General features: G+C 71.1%; 19 protein-coding genes. 15 read left to right on the top strand and 4 right to left on the bottom strand.

The window, feature by feature from the left end:
* Positions 1-37 precede the first annotated feature (37 nt).
* The 11 genes from ESP51_RS07185 to fdxA all read left to right on the top strand — a co-directional run bounded on the left by ESP51_RS07185 (position 38) and on the right by fdxA (position 11,152).
* Complete coding sequence (locus tag ESP51_RS07185; RefSeq protein ID WP_129520220.1) at positions 38-778, top strand: sirohydrochlorin chelatase; 741 nt, start codon at positions 38-40, stop codon at positions 776-778.
* Between the two features lie 188 nt (positions 779-966).
* Complete coding sequence (locus tag ESP51_RS07180) at positions 967-2,709, top strand: nitrite/sulfite reductase (RefSeq protein ID WP_129520219.1); 1,743 nt, start codon at positions 967-969, stop codon at positions 2,707-2,709.
* A 56-nt stretch (positions 2,710-2,765) separates the two neighbouring features.
* Positions 2,766-3,491, top strand: a complete 726-nt coding sequence (locus ESP51_RS07175) for a phosphoadenylyl-sulfate reductase (protein ID WP_206737242.1) — start codon at positions 2,766-2,768, stop codon at positions 3,489-3,491.
* Positions 3,488-4,534 carry a sulfate adenylyltransferase subunit CysD gene (cysD, locus tag ESP51_RS07170; protein WP_241843032.1) on the top strand — a complete coding sequence of 349 codons (1,047 nt, stop codon included), beginning with the start codon at positions 3,488-3,490 and terminating at the stop codon, positions 4,532-4,534. The genes ESP51_RS07175 and cysD overlap by 4 nt, the downstream gene beginning before the upstream one ends.
* Complete coding sequence (locus tag ESP51_RS07165; protein WP_129520217.1) at positions 4,534-5,835, top strand: sulfate adenylyltransferase subunit 1; 1,302 nt, start codon at positions 4,534-4,536, stop codon at positions 5,833-5,835. The genes cysD and ESP51_RS07165 overlap by 1 nt, the downstream gene beginning before the upstream one ends.
* A gap of 15 nt (positions 5,836-5,850) precedes the next feature.
* Positions 5,851-6,936, top strand: coding sequence for an ABC transporter substrate-binding protein (locus ESP51_RS07160; RefSeq protein ID WP_241843031.1), 1,086 nt, complete (start codon positions 5,851-5,853; stop codon positions 6,934-6,936).
* 9 nt (positions 6,937-6,945) lie between these two features.
* Complete coding sequence (locus ESP51_RS07155) at positions 6,946-7,689, top strand: ABC transporter ATP-binding protein (protein ID WP_129520216.1); 744 nt, start codon at positions 6,946-6,948, stop codon at positions 7,687-7,689.
* Complete coding sequence (locus tag ESP51_RS07150; protein WP_129520215.1) at positions 7,679-8,686, top strand: ABC transporter permease; 1,008 nt, start codon at positions 7,679-7,681, stop codon at positions 8,684-8,686. The genes ESP51_RS07155 and ESP51_RS07150 overlap by 11 nt, the downstream gene beginning before the upstream one ends.
* A complete protein-coding gene (gene cobA, locus ESP51_RS07145) occupies positions 8,683-9,453 on the top strand; it encodes a uroporphyrinogen-III C-methyltransferase (protein ID WP_241843030.1) in 771 nt (256 codons plus the stop codon). The genes ESP51_RS07150 and cobA overlap by 4 nt, the downstream gene beginning before the upstream one ends.
* Positions 9,450-10,829: an FAD-dependent oxidoreductase gene (locus ESP51_RS07140; protein ID WP_129520214.1), complete on the top strand. Its 1,380-nt coding sequence runs from the start codon at positions 9,450-9,452 to the stop codon at positions 10,827-10,829. Before cobA ends, ESP51_RS07140 begins: the two co-directional genes overlap by 4 nt.
* Positions 10,826-11,152: a ferredoxin gene (fdxA, locus tag ESP51_RS07135; RefSeq protein ID WP_129520213.1), complete on the top strand. Its 327-nt coding sequence runs from the start codon at positions 10,826-10,828 to the stop codon at positions 11,150-11,152. The genes ESP51_RS07140 and fdxA overlap by 4 nt, the downstream gene beginning before the upstream one ends.
* A gap of 94 nt (positions 11,153-11,246) precedes the next feature.
* On the opposite strand, the gene ESP51_RS07130 is transcribed toward fdxA, so the two are convergent.
* Positions 11,247-11,921 carry a TetR/AcrR family transcriptional regulator gene (locus tag ESP51_RS07130; protein ID WP_129520212.1) on the bottom strand — a complete coding sequence of 225 codons (675 nt, stop codon included), beginning with the start codon at positions 11,919-11,921 and terminating at the stop codon, positions 11,247-11,249.
* 105 nt (positions 11,922-12,026) lie between these two features.
* Here ESP51_RS07130 and ESP51_RS07125 point away from each other — a divergent pair, with 105 nt between their 5' ends.
* Complete coding sequence (locus ESP51_RS07125) at positions 12,027-12,932, top strand: alpha/beta hydrolase (protein WP_129520211.1); 906 nt, start codon at positions 12,027-12,029, stop codon at positions 12,930-12,932.
* Positions 12,933-13,020: 88 nt separating this feature from the next.
* Positions 13,021-13,449: a DUF6463 family protein gene (locus tag ESP51_RS07120; protein WP_129520210.1), complete on the top strand. Its 429-nt coding sequence runs from the start codon at positions 13,021-13,023 to the stop codon at positions 13,447-13,449.
* A 7-nt stretch (positions 13,450-13,456) separates the two neighbouring features.
* On the opposite strand, the gene ESP51_RS07115 is transcribed toward ESP51_RS07120, so the two are convergent.
* Positions 13,457-14,152 (bottom strand): DUF4386 domain-containing protein, encoded by a 696-nt coding sequence (locus tag ESP51_RS07115; protein ID WP_129520209.1) that lies wholly within the window; start codon positions 14,150-14,152, stop codon positions 13,457-13,459.
* Positions 14,153-14,313: 161 nt separating this feature from the next.
* On the opposite strand from ESP51_RS07115, the gene ESP51_RS07110 reads away from it, so the two are divergent.
* Positions 14,314-15,195, top strand: a complete 882-nt coding sequence (locus ESP51_RS07110) for an SDR family NAD(P)-dependent oxidoreductase (protein ID WP_129520208.1) — start codon at positions 14,314-14,316, stop codon at positions 15,193-15,195.
* Positions 15,196-15,225: 30 nt separating this feature from the next.
* Positions 15,226-15,699, top strand: coding sequence for a MerR family transcriptional regulator (locus ESP51_RS07105; protein ID WP_129520207.1), 474 nt, complete (start codon positions 15,226-15,228; stop codon positions 15,697-15,699).
* A 12-nt stretch (positions 15,700-15,711) separates the two neighbouring features.
* Here ESP51_RS07105 and ESP51_RS07100 read toward each other — a convergent pair whose 3' ends face one another.
* The gene (locus tag ESP51_RS07100) at positions 15,712-16,710 is read right to left on the bottom strand and encodes a helix-turn-helix domain-containing protein (protein ID WP_129520206.1); all 999 of its coding nucleotides are present in this window, start codon (positions 16,708-16,710) and stop codon (positions 15,712-15,714) included.
* 137 nt (positions 16,711-16,847) lie between these two features.
* Positions 16,848-17,317: alpha/beta hydrolase fold domain-containing protein (locus ESP51_RS07095; RefSeq protein WP_164990450.1), on the bottom strand; the 470-nt coding region annotated here is incomplete at its 5' end.

Here is a 17,317-nt window from a genome sequence, read left to right as displayed (position 1 = left end):
AAATGCATCTCCTCGGCGAATTTGGCACCATTGGCGGATGACTGCACGGCCCCCTGCTCTCGTCGGCATCTCGCACGGCACCTCCTCCGATGAGGGAAGGCGGGCCGTGCGCGGCCTGCACGAGGCCGTCGAGGCGGCCGTGGCCGCGCGGCATCCGTCGGCTGCCTCGTCCGTTCGGCTCGGGCACGTCGACGTCGAGCAGCCCGACGTGCCGGCGACGCTCGCCACCCTGGCGCCGGGCGAGCCCGCGATCGTCGTGCCGTTCCTCCTCTCGGCGGGTTACCACGTGCACGTCGACCTCACCGAGGCCGTCGAGGCGGAGACCGACCGCACGGTCGTGCTCGCCGGCGCGCTCGGACCCGACGATCGACTCGTCACCGTGCTCCTGCGCCGCCTTGAGGAGGCAGGGCTCCGCGACGGCGACCATGTCGTGCTCGCCGTCGCCGGGTCGAGCGACGTTCGTGCCGTCGAGCACTGCCGCGACATGGCCGAGCGGCTCGCCGAGGCATCCGGCCGCGACATCTCACTCGGCTTCCTGTCGGCCGCCGAGCCGTCGCTTCCCGACGCGGTGGCCGCCGCGCGCTCGGCCGCGGCCGACGGCGAGCGCGTCGTGGTGGCGAACTACCTGCTCGCTCCGGGCTACTTCGACCGCCTCGCCGTGCGCGCCGGCGCCGACGTCACCGCGCGCCCGCTGCTCGTGCCCGATGAGCCGGCGCCGTCCGAACTCGTCGACATCGTGCTCGACCGCTACGCCGAGGCATCCGCTCAGCTCGGCTGACCTCGTCGCACGATCACACTTTCGCGCTTCGCAACCCCAACGGGGACAATCGCGTCGCTCTGTGACGTAATGAGACACGACGTGACCGGGCGTGACAACGAACATTGTCGGCAGCAGCCGACCTCGCCTAGCTTCGAGCGAATAGCACCGTTCGCGCACCCTGCGCCGGTTGAGGAAGGAGGAAGCCCGTGACGACCCCGACGACGACGGATGCCGCTCCCCAGCGCCCGGCCGGCACCGAACGTGGCAACCGTCCGCCGCGCCCCGCTTCGCGTCCGCACGGCCAGTGGAAGATCGACGGCACCGCCCCGCTCAACGCCAACGAGGTGTGGAAGCAGGAAGACGGCGGGCTCGCCGTGCGCGAGCGCATCGAGAACACCTACGCCGCGGGCGGCTTCGCGTCGATCGACCCGACCGACCTGCACGGCCGGTTCCGCTGGTGGGGCCTCTACACCCAGCGCAAGCCCGGCATCGACGGCGGCAAGACCGCGACCCTCGAACCGCATGAGCTCGAAGACGAGTACTTCATGCTGCGCGTCCGCATCGACGGCGGACAGCTCACGACGCAGCAGCTCCGCGTGATCGGCGAGATCTCCACCGAGTTCGCGCGCGACAGCGCCGACCTCACCGACCGCCAGAACGTGCAGCTGCACTGGGTTCGCGTCGAAGACGTGCCCGAGATCTGGCGTCGTCTCGAAGCCGTCGGGCTCGGCACCACCGAGGCGTGCGGCGACGTGCCGCGCGTCGTGCTCGGCTCCCCGGTCGCCGGCATCGCCGCCGACGAGCTCATCGACCCGACACCCTCGATCGACGCCATCACCGAGCGCTACATCGGCATCCCCGAGCTCGCGAACCTGCCGCGCAAGTTCAAGACGGCGATCACGGGCCACCCGAGCCAAGACGTCGTGCACGAGATCAACGACGTCGGCTTCGTCGCCGTGACCCACCCCGAGCTCGGCGTCGGCTACGACCTGTGGGTCGGCGGCGGCCTCTCGACGAGCGCGCACCTTGCGGTGCGGCTCGGCACCTTCGTCGCCCCCGAGCTGGTTCCCGATGTCTGGTTCGGCGTCGCCGCGATCTTCCGCGACTACGGTTACCGGCGGCTGCGCAACAAGGCGCGCCTCAAGTACCTCGTCGCCGATTGGGGCCCCGAGAAGTTCCGCGAGGTGCTCGAGACCGAGTACCTCGACGCCCCGCTTCCCGACGGGCCTGCGGCTCCGAAGCCCCGCACCCAGGGCGACCACGTCGGCGTGCACCGCCAGCACGACGGCCGCTACTACATCGGCGTCACCCCGTTCGTCGGACGCGTCTCGGGCTCGAAGCTCACGGCCCTCGCCGACCTCCTCGAGCGCCACGGCTCGGGGCGCCTCCGCACGACCCCGCACCAGAAGCTCGTGCTGCTCGACATCGAGGAGCGCGACCTCGAGAAGGTCGTCGCCGAGCTCGACGAGCTCGGCCTCTCGGCGAAGCCGAGCGTCTTCCGCCGCGGCACCATCGCCTGCACGGGCATCGAGTTCTGCAAGCTCGCGATCGTCGAGACCAAGCAGACCGCAACCGACGCGGTGCTCGCGCTCGAGGAGCGGCTCGGAGGGCTCGACCTCCCGCATCCGCTCAGCCTGCACGTGAACGGATGCCCCAACTCCTGCGCTCGCATCCAGACCGCCGACATCGGGCTCAAGGGCCAGCTCCTCCCCGACGGCGACGGCGGCCAGACGCCGGGCTTCCAGGTGCACCTCGGCGGCGGACTCGCATCCAAGGATCGCGAGGAGGCCGGCCTCGGCCGCACCGTCCGCGGACTCAAGGTGACCGCCGACGGCCTCGTCGACTACGTCGAGCGCCTCGTGCGCCGGTTCCTCGCCGACCGCGACGCCGCGATCGACGAGACGTTCGCCGAGTGGGCGCACCGAGCCGACGAGGAGGCGCTCCAGTGAGCGCCCGCAACCTCGGTGCCTCCGGTGGTCGAGTAGCGACGCCGCAGGCGACGCGTATCGAGGCCACCACCCGTCGCGACGCCGACACCCTGCGCGCGCTCGTCGAGGCAGGCAACGCGCTGCTCTCGCCAGAGGGCGGCCCCGAGGCATCCGCTGCCGAGGTCGTGGCCTGGGTGGCCGAGAACTTCTCGGCGGATGCCGCAGCGGTCGCGTGCTCGATGGCCGACGCCGTGCTGCCGCACGTGGTCGCCGCGCAGTTGCCCGGCGTCGACGTGCTGTTCCTCGACACCGGATACCACTTCACCGAGACCTACGTGACCCGCGACGAGGTGGCCCGTGCGCTCGACGTGCGCGTCGTCGACGTGCTGCCCGAGCAGACCGTGGCCGAGCAGGACGCCGAGTTCGGCGCCGAGCTCTTCGCCCGCGACCCGGGCCTCTGCTGTGCACGCCGCAAGGTCGAGCCGCTCCAGCGGGCCCTCGGCGGCTACGAGCTGTGGTTCACGGGCGTGCGCCGCGAAGAGGCGCCGACCCGTGCGAACACGCCGCTCCTCCAGTGGGACGAGCGCAACGGGCTCGTCAAGGTGAACCCGCTCGCGGCGTGGACCTTCGACGAACTGCTCGACTACGCGGGTGCCAACCAAGTGACGGTGAACCTCCTCATGTCGCACGGCTACCCGTCGATCGGTTGCGAGCCATGCACGAAGCCCGTCGCCGAGGGCGAAGACCCGAGGTCCGGTCGCTGGGCCGGCCTCGCCAAGACCGAATGCGGATTGCACCTATGACCGAGATCGTCACGGCCGGTGGTCGAGTAGCGCCCGAGGCGCCCACCACCGGTGGTCGAGTAGCGCCGGAGGCGCGTATCGAGGCCACCCACATCGAGCAAGGTGGCCTCGATACGCGTGCTGGCGCGCGCTACTCGACCACCAGAGGGTCCGAACTCGACGCGCTCGACGTGCTCGAGTCCGAGGCCATCCACATCATCCGCGAGGTCGTCGCGGAGTTCGAGCGCCCCGTGCTGCTGTTCTCGGGCGGCAAGGACTCCGTCGTCGTGCTGCACCTCGCCGCGAAGGCGTTCTGGCCGGGGCGCGTGCCGTTCCCGGTGCTGCACGTCGACACCGGCCACAACTTCCCCGAGGTGCTCGCATTCCGCGACGCCACGGTGGAGCGCCTGGGCCTGCGCCTCGAGGTGGCATCCGTGCAGGACTACATCGACGACGGTCGCCTCCACGAGCGCGCCGACGGCACCCGCAACCCGCTGCAGACCCAGCCGCTGCTCGACGCGATCGCGGCCGGCCGGCACGACGCGGTCTTCGGCGGCGCCCGCCGCGATGAAGACAAGGCGCGCGCCAAGGAGCGCATCATCTCGCTGCGCGACGAGTTCGGCCAGTGGGACCCGCGCAACCAGCGCCCCGAGCTCTGGAGCCTCTACAACGGGCGTCACACCCCGGGCCAGCACGTGCGCGCGTTCCCCATCAGCAACTGGACCGAGCTCGACGTGTGGAGCTACATCGAGCGCGAGAACATCCCGCTGCCCGGGCTCTACTTCGCCCACGAGCGCGAGGTCTACCGCCGCGACGGCATGTGGCGCGCAGTGGGCGAGGTCTCGCCCCCGCGTCCCAACGAGACCGTCGAACTCCGCACGGTGCGCTACCGCACCGTCGGCGACATGAGCTGCACGGGCGCCGTCGAATCGGATGCCGCTGACGTCGCCGGCGTCGTGCGCGAGGTGGCCCAGTCCACCCTCACCGAGCGCGGCGCCACGCGCGCCGACGACCGCATCTCCGAGGCCGCCATGGAGGACCGCAAGAAAGACGGGTACTTCTGATGACCGGCACGCTCTTCCGCTTCGCGACCGCCGGCTCGGTCGACGACGGCAAGTCCACGCTCGTCGGCCGCTTGCTGCACGACTCGAAGGCGATCCTCGCCGACCAGCTCGAGGCCGTTGCGCGCACCTCGGCCGAGCGCGGCTTCGGCGACGGCACGGGCTTCGACTTCGCACTGCTCACCGACGGCCTCCGCGCCGAACGCGAGCAGGGCATCACGATCGACGTCGCCTACCGGTACTTCACCACGGGGGCGCGCAGCTTCATCCTCGCCGACTGCCCCGGCCACGTGCAGTACACGCGCAACATGGTCACCGGAGCGACCACGGCCGACGCCGTCGTCGTGCTCATCGACGGTCGCAAGGGCGTGCTCGAGCAGACCCGCCGCCACCTCTCGGTGGTCGCGCTGCTGCGCGTGCCGCACGTCATCATCGCGGTGAACAAGATCGACCTGCTCGGCTACGACGAGCAGGCGTTCATCGAGGTCGACGCCGACGTGCGCCGTGTCACCGCCGAGCTCGGCCTCGACGACGTGCATGTGCTGCCCGTATCGGCGCTCGAAGGCGACAACATCGTCACGCGCTCGGATCGCACGCCCTGGTACGACGGCCCCGCGCTCCTCGAACTGCTCGAGCAACTGCCCTCGCTCGACGAGCTCGAGACCGAGCTCGACGCGTTCCGCCTCGCGGTGCAGCTCGTGCTGCGCCCGCAGGGAGGCCTGGCTTCGGATGTCGCGAGCGACCCCGAGCGCGCCGAGTCGTTCCGCGACTACCGTGCCTTCGCGGGCCGCATCGGCTCGGGCCGGGTGCGGGTCGGCGACCGCGTGAGCGTGTTCCCCTCGGGAATCGAGACGACCGTCGCGGGCATCGACCAGGCCGGCGCATCCCTCGACGAGGCCGTGGCACCCCAGTCGGTGGCGCTGCGCCTCGCTGACGACATCGACGCCGCGCGCGGCGCCGTGATCGTCGAGACGGGCACCCTCCCCGAGGGACGCCGCGACGTCGACGCCGAGCTCTTCTGGCTCGACCCGCGGCCGCTGCTGCCCGGGGCACGAGTGCTCGTGAAGCACGGCACGGCTACGGTGCAGGCACTCGTGGCATCCGTCGACTCGAAGCGCGACCTCGACACGCTCGCCCATGAGCCCGCCGAGACGCTCGAGGCGAACGACATCGGCAGGGCGCGCCTGCGCCTCGCGGCACCGCTGCCGCTCGAACCGTACGGAGCGAACCGGCATGCCGGCTCGTTCCTCGTGATCCACCCCGCCGACGGCCAGACCTTGGCCGCCGGCATCACCGAACAGTAAAAGGAGGCGACAACCGTGAACATTCGAACCACCCGCACCACCCTGACGATCACCGCTCTTGGAGTGGCTGCGATGATGCTCGCGGGCTGCTCCGCCTCCGCGGGCGAGGCCTCCGAGGCGGATGCCGCTGCCTCGACCGGGCCCGCCGACGAGCTGCGCCTCGGCTACTTCTCGAACGTCACCCACGCGCCCGCGCTCGTGGGGCTCGAGGAGGGCCTCTTCACCGACGCACTCGGCGAGACGAAGCTCACGACGCAGGTCTTCAACGCCGGCCCCGCGGCCATCGAGGCCCTCTCGGCCGGCGCGATCGATGCCACGTACATCGGCCCGAACCCGTCGATCAACACGTTCATCCAGTCGGCAGGCCAGTCGGCGCACATCGTCGCCGGCGCGGCCACCGGCGGTGCGGCACTCGTCGTGCGCGAGGGTATCGACTCGGTCGACGACCTCGAGGGCACGACGCTCGCGACGCCGCAGCTCGGCAACACGCAAGACGTGGCGCTGCGCTCGTGGCTCGCCGACGAGGGCTTCGAGACCGACACCACGGGCGGCGGCGACGTGCACATCACGCCGACCGAGAACGCCCAGGCCCTCACCCTGTTCCAGCAGGGCGGAATCGACGGCGCCTGGCTGCCCGAGCCATGGGTCTCCCGTCTCATCGTCGACGCGGGCGCTCACGTGCTCGTCGACGAGGCCGACCTGTGGGAGGACGGCGCGTTCCCGACGACGGTGCTGCTCGTGCGTGCCGAGTTCCTGGCCGAGCACCCCGAGACGGTCGAGGCGCTGCTCGAGGGCCACGTGGCCTCCGTCGCCTGGCTGGGCGACCACGCCGATGAGGCGCCTGCCGTGATCAACGCGTCGATCGAGGCCGAGACCGGCAAGCCGCTCGCCGACGAGGTCATCACCCGCGCGCTCGAGCACGTGACCTTCTCGGTCGACCCGCACGCCGAGACCTTCGAGACCCTCGTGAAGAACGGCCTTGCAGCCGGCACGCAGAAGGACGGCTCGATCGACGGGCTCTTCGACCTGCGCCTGCTGAACGGCCTCCTCGAGTCCGATGGCGGGGAGCCGGTCTCGGCCGGCGGCCTCGGCCAGGAGTAGGAGCACCACATGAGCGGGCAGACGGCCATCCGCATCGAGCAGCTCGGCAAGCGCTTCGGCGCCGGGCCGCTCGTGCTCGACGACGTGAACCTCACGGTCGAGGCGGGTGAGTTCGTCTGCCTGCTCGGCGCCTCGGGCTGCGGCAAGTCGACGCTGCTGAACCTCATCGCGGGTCTCGACCGACCCACGACGGGAAGCATCGACGTGCCGGCCGAGGGCGCCGCCGTGATGTTCCAGGAGTCGGCGCTCATGCCGTGGCTCACCGCCCGGCAGAACGTCGAGCTGGCGCTGCGCCTGCGCGGGGTGCCCCGCGCGGCCCGCCGGGGCGAGGCACTCGAACTCCTCGACACGGTGAACCTCGCGGATGCCGCCGAGAAGCGTCCGCACGAGCTCTCGGGCGGCATGCGCCAGCGCGTCGCCCTCGCGCGCGCTCTCGCCCAGGACCGGCCCGTGCTCCTCATGGACGAGCCCTTCGCTGCACTCGACGCGATCACGCGCGACCTCCTGCACGAGGAGCTCGAGCGGGTGTGGCGCCGCACCGGCCGCACGATCGTGTTCGTCACGCACAACGTGCGCGAGGCCGCGCGCCTCGGGCAGCGCGTCGTACTGCTCTCGAGCCGGCCAGGCCGTGTCGCCGGAGAATGGCGCATCGCCGAGACCGCCGGCCGCCGCATCGAGTCGCCCGAGGTCGCGGCGCTCTCGATCGAGATCACCGAGCAGCTCCGAAAGGAGATCCGCCGAAATGCCGCATGACACGACACTCGCAAAGACCGCCGGTCGAGTAGCGCCCGGCGAAGCCGGACGCGTATCGAGACCCGACTCCGCCGGCGAGGCATCCGTGCCGGGCCTCGATACGGCTGCTTCGCTGCCTACTCGACCCTCGGACCACGAGGACTTCCGCAGCCTCGAGGCCGGCCTCGACCGACTGCAGACCGACCCAGAACGCGCCCCGAGCGCGTGGAATCGCTTCACGACGAGCGTCCTGCCCCCGATCGTCTTCGTCGTCGCGCTCATCGCCGTGTGGCAGCTCTACGTCGTGATCGCGCAGCCGCGGCCCGACATCGTGCCGAGCCCGCTGGCCGTCGCGGCCGCGATCGGCGACGCGTGGGAGGCCGGGCGCCTGCAGCTCGCGGTCCTCACGAGCCTCGAGCGCGGCGTGTTCGGCTTCCTCATCGCGGTCGTCGTCGGCACGCCGCTCGGGCTGCTACTGGCCGAGGTGAAGCCGCTGCGCCGCGCGATCGGGCCGATCATCTCGGGTCTGCAGGTGCTGCCGTCGGTCGCGTGGGTGCCGGCCGCGATCCTCTGGTTCGGGCTCACGGATGCCACGGTGTACTTCGTCGTGCTCATGGGCGCCACGCCGTCGATCGTCAACGGACTCATCGCAGGCGTCGAGCAGGTGCCGCCGCAACTGCGCCGCGTTGGCACCGTTCTCGGGGCCGGGCCCGGCCGGCTCGCGACGCTCGTCGTACTGCCTGCCGCCCTGCCCGGCTACGTTGCCGGACTCAAGCAGGGCTGGGCGTTCTCGTGGCGCTCGCTCATGGCCGCCGAGATCATCGCGACCGGCGGCACGATCGGCTTCGGTCTCGGGTCGATGCTCGATCAGAGCCGCGAACTCGCCGACCTCGGCGGCGTGCTCGCGACGATCCTCGTGATCCTCGCGATCGGCATCCTGATCGAGCTCGCGTTCTTCGCCCCCCTCGAGCGGCGGATGCTGCGCCGCCGGGGCCTCCTCGTGGCGGGTGCGAAGTGAGCGCCGTCATCCCGGGCCGCGTGACCCTCGTCGGCGCCGGACCGGGCGACCCCGGCCTGCTCACGATCCGCGGCCTCCGCGCCCTCGAGGCCGCCGACGTCATCGTGGCCGACCGGCTCGGTGCGCGCGGCGTGCTCGACGGGCTCACAGCCGAGGGTGTCGCCCTGCACGCCGAGATCATCGACGTGGGCAAGCTCCCCGGCCACCACCCGGTGCCGCAAGACGGCATCAACGAACTGCTCGTGTCGCTCGCCCTCGAGGGCAAGCGCGTCGTGCGCCTGAAGGGCGGCGACCCCTACGTGTTCGGCCGCGGCAGCGAAGAGGTCGCCCACTGCCGCGCCGCGGGCATCGACGTCGAGGTCGTGCCCGGCATCACGAGCGCGATCTCGGTGCCGGCGATCGCGGGCATCCCGCTCACCCACCGCGGCCTCGCCACCGCCTTCAGCGTCGTCACGGGCCACGAGCAGCTCCGCGAGCTCAGTGGCGGCCGCGACCACACGGTCGTGCTGCTCATGGGCATGAACACCCTTGCGAACTCCGCAGCCACCCTCGCCCGCGGCGAGCGCGGAGGCGATTGCCCAGTCGCGATCGTCGAAGATGGGTACGGACCCGGCCAGCGGGTCACGGTCGGCACGCTCGAGACGATCGCGGTGCAGGCAGCGCACCGCGGCATCCGCTCTCCTGCAGTGATCGTCGTCGGCGATGTCGTCACCCTCAGCCCCTACGCCCCCGAGGCCATCTCCAATCGAAAGGCACAACAGCCATGACCCTCCCGACCCTTCGCGTCGCGATCGTCGGAGCCGGCCCCGCCGGGATCTACGCCGGCAACATCCTGAACAATGCCGTGCGAGAGCGCGGCGGCGAGGTCGCGATCGACCTCTTCGAGTCGCTGCCCGCCCCCTACGGACTCATCCGCTACGGCGTGGCGCCCGACCACCCCCGCATCAAGGGCATCGTGAACTCGCTGCACGAGATGCTCGACGCCGGCATCATCCGCCTCATCGGCAACGTCACCGTGGGCCGCGACATCTCGCTCGACGAGCTGCACGCGCACTACGACGCCGTGATCCTTGCGACGGGCGCGATCCGCGACGCCGACCTCGACATCCCGGGCGTCGACCTGCCCGGCTCCTACGGCGCGGCCGACTTCGTCGCCTGGTACGACGGTCACCCCGACGTGCCGCGCACGTGGCCGCTCGACGCGACCGACATCGCCGTGATCGGCAATGGCAACGTCGCACTCGACGTGGCCCGCGTGCTCGCGAAGCACCCCGAAGACCTGCGGTCGACGGATGTCCCGGCCAACGTCTACGCGGGCCTCGAGGGCTCGCCCGTCACCGACGTGCACGTCTTCGGCCGTCGCGGTCCCGCCGAGGTGAAGTTCACCCCGATCGAGCTGCGCGAGCTCGGCGAGGTGCCCGATGTCGACATCGTCGTCTCCGACGAGGACTTCGCCGGCGTGGATGCCGCGTCCGCTGCGAACAACCAGATCAAGGTCATGCTGCGCACGCTCCAGAGCTGGCGTACCCGTGAGGTGGGCAGCGCCTCGCGCCGGCTGCACCTGCACTTCTTCCACACGCCCGTCGAGATCTTCGGCGAAGGACGCGTCGAGGGCATGCGCTTCGAGCGGAACGCCCCCGTCGGCGACGGATCGGGCGCCGTCGTCGGCACCGGCACGTTCGTCGACTACCCGGTGCAGGCCGTCTACCGCGCGGTCGGCTACTACGGCTCGCCCGTGCCCGGAGCGCCGTTCGACGAACGCAACGGCGTCATCCCGAACGACGGCGGGCGCGTGCTCGACGCCGCCGGCTCGCCCGTGCCCGGCCTCTACGCGACCGGCTGGATCAAGCGCGGCCCCGTGGGCCTCATCGGCCACACGAAGGGCGACGCGATGGAGACGATCGCGAACCTCATCGAGGACCGCGACGCGCTGCCCGCCCCGACGGTCGCCGAGCCCGATGCGCTCCTCGAGCTGCTCGACGACCGCGGTGTCCACTACACGACGTGGGAGGGCTGGCTCGCGCTCGACGCGCACGAGCGCGCCCTCGGCGAGACCGACGCGTTCGTCCGCGAGCGCGTGAAGGTCGTGCCCCGCGACGAGCAGGTCGGCATCTCCCGCGACGGCGCACTGGTCGGCTCGTGACGTACGTCATCGCGCTGCCCTGCGTCGATGTCAAGGATCGCGCGTGCATCGACGAGTGCCCGGTCGACTGCATCTACGAGGGTGAGCGCTCGCTCTACATCCACCCCGACGAGTGCGTCGACTGCGGCGCCTGCGAGCCGGTGTGCCCGGTCGAGGCGATCTACTACGAAGACGACCTCCCCGACGTGTGGGCCGATTACTACAAGGCGAACGTCGAGTTCTTCGACGACCTCGGCTCGCCCGGCGGCGCCGCGAAGGTCGGCCTGATCGCCAAGGACCACCCCGTCGTGGCCGCGCTGCCCCCGCAGGCAGTGGAGCACTGACCCCCGGTGGTTGAGTAGGCCGCGAAGCAGCCGTATCGAAACCACCATGTACGACTGGTGGTTTCGATACGCGGCGGGCTTCGCCCGGCGCTACTCAACCACCGGGGCGTGCAACCGCCTCGTCGTCGACGTCGCGCAGTCGCGCGATCACGTCGGGCGACCCGCCGAGTGATGCGAGGCGATCGGCGACGCCGATGCGCGCGAATCGGTACGGCGTGTTCGACCCGTGCATGATCGAACGGGTGTTCGCCGCGTCGAGGAGTGCGGTGCACTCGAAGGCGAGCTGCTCGGGATCGTGGAGCGCCGGGAGCTCGCCGAGCTCGATCGCGAAGCGGAACGAGGCGGCGAGGTAGCCGCTCCAGTCGTCGAGCGCGCGCTCGAGGGCGTCGCGCACATCGCCCGGCTTCGAATCGAAGTCGGCCGCCGCGGCGGCGAAGAAGCAGCCGCCCGGGAAGACACGGTCGCGCGAGTAGGCGATCCAGTTGTCGAGGAGCGCGACGATTCGGCCGAGACCGCGCGGCTCTGCACGTGCGGGCTCGATCACCGAGGTGACGAAACGCTGGCGTGCAGCTTCGACCGTGGCGAGCTGCAAGCGCTCCTTGCTGCCGAAGAGCGTCGCGACCCCGCTCTTGCTCACCGCCGCGTCCGTTGCGAGCCGTCCGATCGAGAGCCCGTCGAGTCCTGCGACGGAAGCCAGGTCGGCGGCACGTGAGAGCACGGCGCGCCGTGAGGCGTCGCCGCGCAATCGCCGACCGTCGATTTCGTCCATGCCCTTCAGTTTACGCACGATCGTTCGTATAGTGTACGTACGACCGTTCGTATTGATTGAGCATTCGCACCTCGGCGCGACTCGCTTCCCGGATCGGAGACACTCATGCACCCCGCCCTGACCGCAACGCTCGCCGCCATCCGCGCCGCCGATCGCGTCTCGCCCGAGGTCGCGGCACGACTGGCGCTTCCACTCTTCAAGAAGGTGGGGCCCGCCCTGCCGGTTCGCCCCGGCGAGCGCGCGGTGCACGAGTCGGCCGCCCGCAGCTCACTCCACGTTCGCGGCCGCGACGTCGCCGCCTACGAATGGGGCCACGGCCCCGAGACCGTGCTGCTGGTGCACGGATGGCGCGGCCGCGCCGCCCAGTTCGCGCCCATCGTGCGGGAGCTCCGGGCCGAGGGGTACCGACTCGTCGCCTTCGATGCGCCGGCGAACGGGGAGTCGAGAGGCCGGCGCACCGACATCCGCGACTACCTCGCCGCGATCGAGGCGCTGCAGTCACGCCACGGCAGGTTCCGCGCCGTGATCGGCCACTCGTTCGGCGGGCTCGCAGCACTCACCGCGGTGCGCGAGGGACTGGCAACCGGCGGCGTCGTGGCGATCTCGGGCATGGCCGATGCCCGCTTCCTCGTCGACTCGTTCGCCGGCCGCCTGGGACTCAGCGCGCCCACCGCCGACGTGCTCGCTCGCGAGTTCGCGCGCATCGTCATGCCCGACCGGCAGGATCCCTACGCGCGGTTCGACGCCGTGGCCACGCCGCTCCCGGCCGGGGTGCCGCTGCTCGTCGTGCACGATCGCGGCGATCGCGAGGTGGCGGCGAGCGAAGGAACTCGGCTGCACGCCGCCCACGGCGAGCGCTCACGACTGCTCGTCACCGAGGGCGCCGGCCACTCGCGCATCCTCGGCGTCGACGCCACGCTCGACGCGGTGACGGCGTTCGTGAACGGCGGCATCGAGGCGCTCGATCGCGCCGGGCTCGGGCAAGCGGGCGTCGCGGCATCCATCGTCTGACCTGGATGGGCCTGCGCGTGCGCGCGACGACAGGCGCATCCTCCGAACGGGTGTTCGTTCGCTGCGATCGCCCTGCGAGGATCAGACCATGACGGCGACCGAAGCACAACGTGACGTGAAGAGATCCGGCCTCACTGCGGCCGGCGGCTGGGTGGCGATCGGCGGCAGTGTGATCCACCTGGTGCTGACGTCCATCGCGCGAGCGGATGTCTGGCGAGACATCGCCTCGGCCGGCTGGTGGGGCACGGTGACGCTGCGGCCGAGCGCTGAGCAGCTTCGGTTCGCCGAGGCGTTCTGGATCACCCCGGGCAGTTTCGCCGTGCCGCTGCTCGCGCTCGGGATCCTCGTGGTGTTCTCCGCCCGGCAGGGCAACCGGGTGCCGGGTGTGCTCGGCTGGATACTGGCCATCTGGGGCGTCTTCTGCGCGAGCCTGCTGCCGGTGTCGGGAGCCTGGCTGTTCATCGTGGTCGGCGCACTGTTCGTGGCCGGCGACCGGGCCCGAGTCGCCGCGCCCTAGCGCCCGGTCACAGCACCAGCAGCGTGATGCCGGTCGCGACGAGCCAGAGCGACCAGACGATGTACGTGGTGGGGGTGAGCGTTGCGGCGAGCTTCCAACCCGTGCGTTCGAACGGGCCGACGAACTCGAGCGAGCACACGGCGAGGACGCCTCCTATGACGATTCCGGCGACGCCGAGCCACACGGGAAGATGAGCGTCTTGGATGACGGCGGCGCCGACCAGGATGCTCCACGCACCGGTGAGGAGGAAGCCGAGATGCTCGCCGACGGCGACCCCGAGATACCGGTTGAAGGCCTGGAAGACGACGTCGATCGCCTCCTTGCGCGTCGGAGTGGCGTCGGGCTCGGCAGCGGCGCGGGCAAGGTAGGGCACGAGGAACGGCCAGCGGATCAGCCCCAGGAACTGCACAGCCGCCGCGAGCACGCCGACGGCGGTTCCCACGGCGAGGAGCGTCGCGTCGGCGCGGGGCAGCGCACCGGAGACGAGCACAGCGAGTGGCGCGAACAGGACCGCGGTCATGGCGAACGCCCACCAGATCAGCACGAGGCCGGAGCCGCCTGTGCGGAACCGTTCGAGAATCTCCTCCGTCGGTCGGCGCAGGATGTCGGGATAGTCGAACTTCACGGCCAGGGCCGCGAACGCAGCGTTGAACGCGATCGGCAACATTATGAGAAGCCAGGCGGCCGCGACGGAGGCGCTCATCGGCCGGCTTTGCGCGTGGCGAGGTGCCGAGAACCCGAAACTGGTCGCCGGATCAATGACATGGGGACTCTCCTGACGAGGGGTGCGTATCTCGTACGTTAGCGAAACCAGTGAAACAGGGGCTTGCCTTCGAGTGCACTCGAATCCGTAGCGTCGAGGACATGAACGGATACGAGTCGCACGAGTCGCAGAAGACGTGGATCATCACCGGCGGCAGCTCCGGCCTCGGCCGGGCACTGGTCGAGGCGGCCCTCGAAGCGGGTGAGCACGTCGTCGCCACGGCGCGGCGGCTCGAGCGCTTCGACGGTCTCCGCGAACGGTTCCCGGCACGACTGCTGCCGCTCGCTCATGACGTCCGCGACACGGATGCGGCGTCAGAGGTGGTCGACCGTGCGATCCAACACTTCGGCCGCGTCGACGTGCTGGTGAACAACGCCGGCGCCGGTCAGGTCGGCGCCGCCGAGGAGGTGAGCGACGCAGAACTGCGGGACATGCTGGCGCAGCACCTGTTCGGTCCTGCCGCGCTCGTTCGCGCGGTGCTCCCGCACCTGCGCGCCGCCGGATCGGGAGCGATCGTGCAGATGAGCAGCCAAGGCGGCAGGATGTCGTTCCCCGCGGTCGGCAGCTACTCGGCGGGCAAGTTCGCCCTCGAGGGCTGGTCGCAGGCGCTGGCCGGGGAGGTCGCCCCGTTCGGCATCCGGGTGCTGATCGTGGAGCCGAGCCGGTTCCGTACCGAGTTCAACGCCGGCGAGGTGCTGCGGACCGCGGCCAAGAGTGCCGAGTATGACCAAGTGATCGGCGCCGTGCGGGTGAACATGGCGGAGGCCGACGGCATCCAGGAGGGCGACCCGGTGCGGGCGGCGTCGATCATCCGCCAAGTGCTCGACGCGCCGGATGCGCCGTTGCGCCTGCCGCTCGGAGCCGAGGCGGTGCGCAACCTGTCGTCCGCCTACCAGCGCTCCCTCGACGAGGTGCGGCACTGGGCTTCGCTGAGCGAGTCCGCCGACTTCCCCGGCGTCGCGCCCGCAGTGCGGGCCTTCTGACGGCGACACTGCGCGGATTATGGTGTGCAGATGGCTACGAACGAGCTGATCGAGCGGCTGCTCGACACGACCGAGAGCGACGCCTTCGAAGGTGTCATCGACGCGCTCCAGGCGCTCGACGACTCCACGTTCGCGCCCGACGACTCGCCGAAGAGCGTCGCCGAAGCGGCCGCGCTCGTCGGCCTCTCACCGCACACCTTGCGCTACTACGAGCAGGAAGGCCTCGTGCGGCCGGGCCGCAACAGCGCCGGCTACCGCGAATACTCCGCACTCAATCTGCGCCGCCTCGTCTTCCTCACCCGGATGCGCATGTCGGGCATGACCATGCAGGATCTCAAGCGCTACATCGCCCTCGTCGAACGAGGCGCCGAGACCGAAGGCGAGCGGCGCGAGATCATGCTCGCCCAGCGCGATCGCATTCGGCGGCAGCTGCGCGAACTCACGCTCGCCCTCGTGACCACCGAGTACAAGCTCCGCAGCTACGGTGGCCACCCCGATGGCTGACCGCGGGCGCGATCAGCCGAGCTCTGGGCCGCCGAGCGAGAGGAGCGCCCGCGCGAGGGCATACCGCGTGCGACCGCGCGGCGTGCGCGGGTCGTATCCCAGCGTCGTCGCCAACCCGGCCACGCGGGCCTGCACGCTCGAGTGGTGCATGCCGAGCCGCGCTGCGGCGGCACGCACGCTGCCGGTGTCGGCGAGCGCGTCGAGCGTCTCGAGTGATCGCGGGTCGAGTTCGGCGAGGGCCGCGGCATCCGGATGCCGGTGCGCCCGTCCCTCGGCGGCCTCGGCGACGAGCAGCACGGCGCCGAGCTCGGTCGCATCGACGACGGGCTCGTCGGCGGAGCCCAGCCGCAGCGCGATGAGCGCAGACGACCACGATTCGGGCAGGTGTTCGGGGGCGACGGGCAGGCCGATGCCGGCGCGGATGCCGGGAGCCAGCGTCGGAGCGTCGCGCACGAGCACCGCGCGAGCGAGACCGTGCGCGGTCGCGACGATCGACGACGGCCCCTCGGGAGCGGCGATGGAATCGGCGGGAAGCGCGACGGCCCGCACGAGCGGCGTGGCGTCGAGCCGGAGTCGCGACAGGGCGACCGCGCGCTCCTCGGCGGTCGCGGCCGAGCTCACCGCGACCTCGACGGCACCCTCGGCGGCCGGCGCCCGCCGTGCGAGGGTGATCGCCATCGCGATGGCGAGGCGCTCCACGACCATCGTGTCGTTCGCATGCGGGGCACCCACGCGCTCGATCCAGACGTCGGCGTCGGGGCCGACGTCGTGACTCGGCCACGTGGGGTCGTCGGCTGCGGCATCCGCCATGCGCACGCCGTCGTGCGAGACCCGGATGACCCGGCCGCCCGACCGATACCCGGCCACCGCTCCGCTCAGCACGGCCGCGCCGCGCACGAGCGCCTCGGGCCCCACGCTGCCGCCGACGAGCGTGTCGAAGTACGAGACCACCTTGAGGGTCTCACTCGCCTCGGGATCGAGTGCCGTCAGGCGGCCGACGAGTTCTTGCATGATCGGGCTCCATTGCGCGTGTGCACTCACCCTACGCTCCGCTCGGAGCGGTGTCGTCCCGCGGCCGCGAGATGGGGCAGGCGGGCTCGCGGCCGCGGGAGGTTCAGGTGGCGGGGGAGGTCACGTGCCGAAGGGAGTCAGGCCCCGAGGATTCGGCCCACCCAGTTGTCGCGTGCGGCGGTCATCGCCTGCGAGATGGCGATGTGCGGCGCCATCATGTCGAAGCCGTGAAAGCCGCCGGGCCACACGTGCAGTTCGGCCTGCACGCCGTCGGCCCAGAGCTGCGTGGCGTACGCGACATCCTCGTCCCGGAACACCTCGACGCTGCCGCAGTCGATGAACGCAGGCGGCAGGCCCGAGAGGTCGGTGGCTCGAGCCGGTGCCGCGTAGATCGACACGTCGTCGGTTCCGCGGCGGTCGCCGAGGAGCGCGTTCCAGCCCGTGAGGTTGCTGGTGCGGTCCCAGACGCCGATGCCGTCGACCTGGACTGTGGAGACGGATGCGTCGCGGTCGTCGATCATCGGGTAGATCAGCACTTGCCCGGCGAGCGCGGGGCCGCCGCGATCGCGCGCGAGGAGCGCCGTGCCCGCGGCGAGGCCGCCGCCCG

This window comes from Agromyces albus (assembly GCF_004134825.1).
GTDB classification, from domain to species: Bacteria; Actinomycetota; Actinomycetes; order Actinomycetales; family Microbacteriaceae; genus Agromyces; species Agromyces albus.
This window is presented reverse-complemented; position numbering and strand designations above follow the sequence as displayed.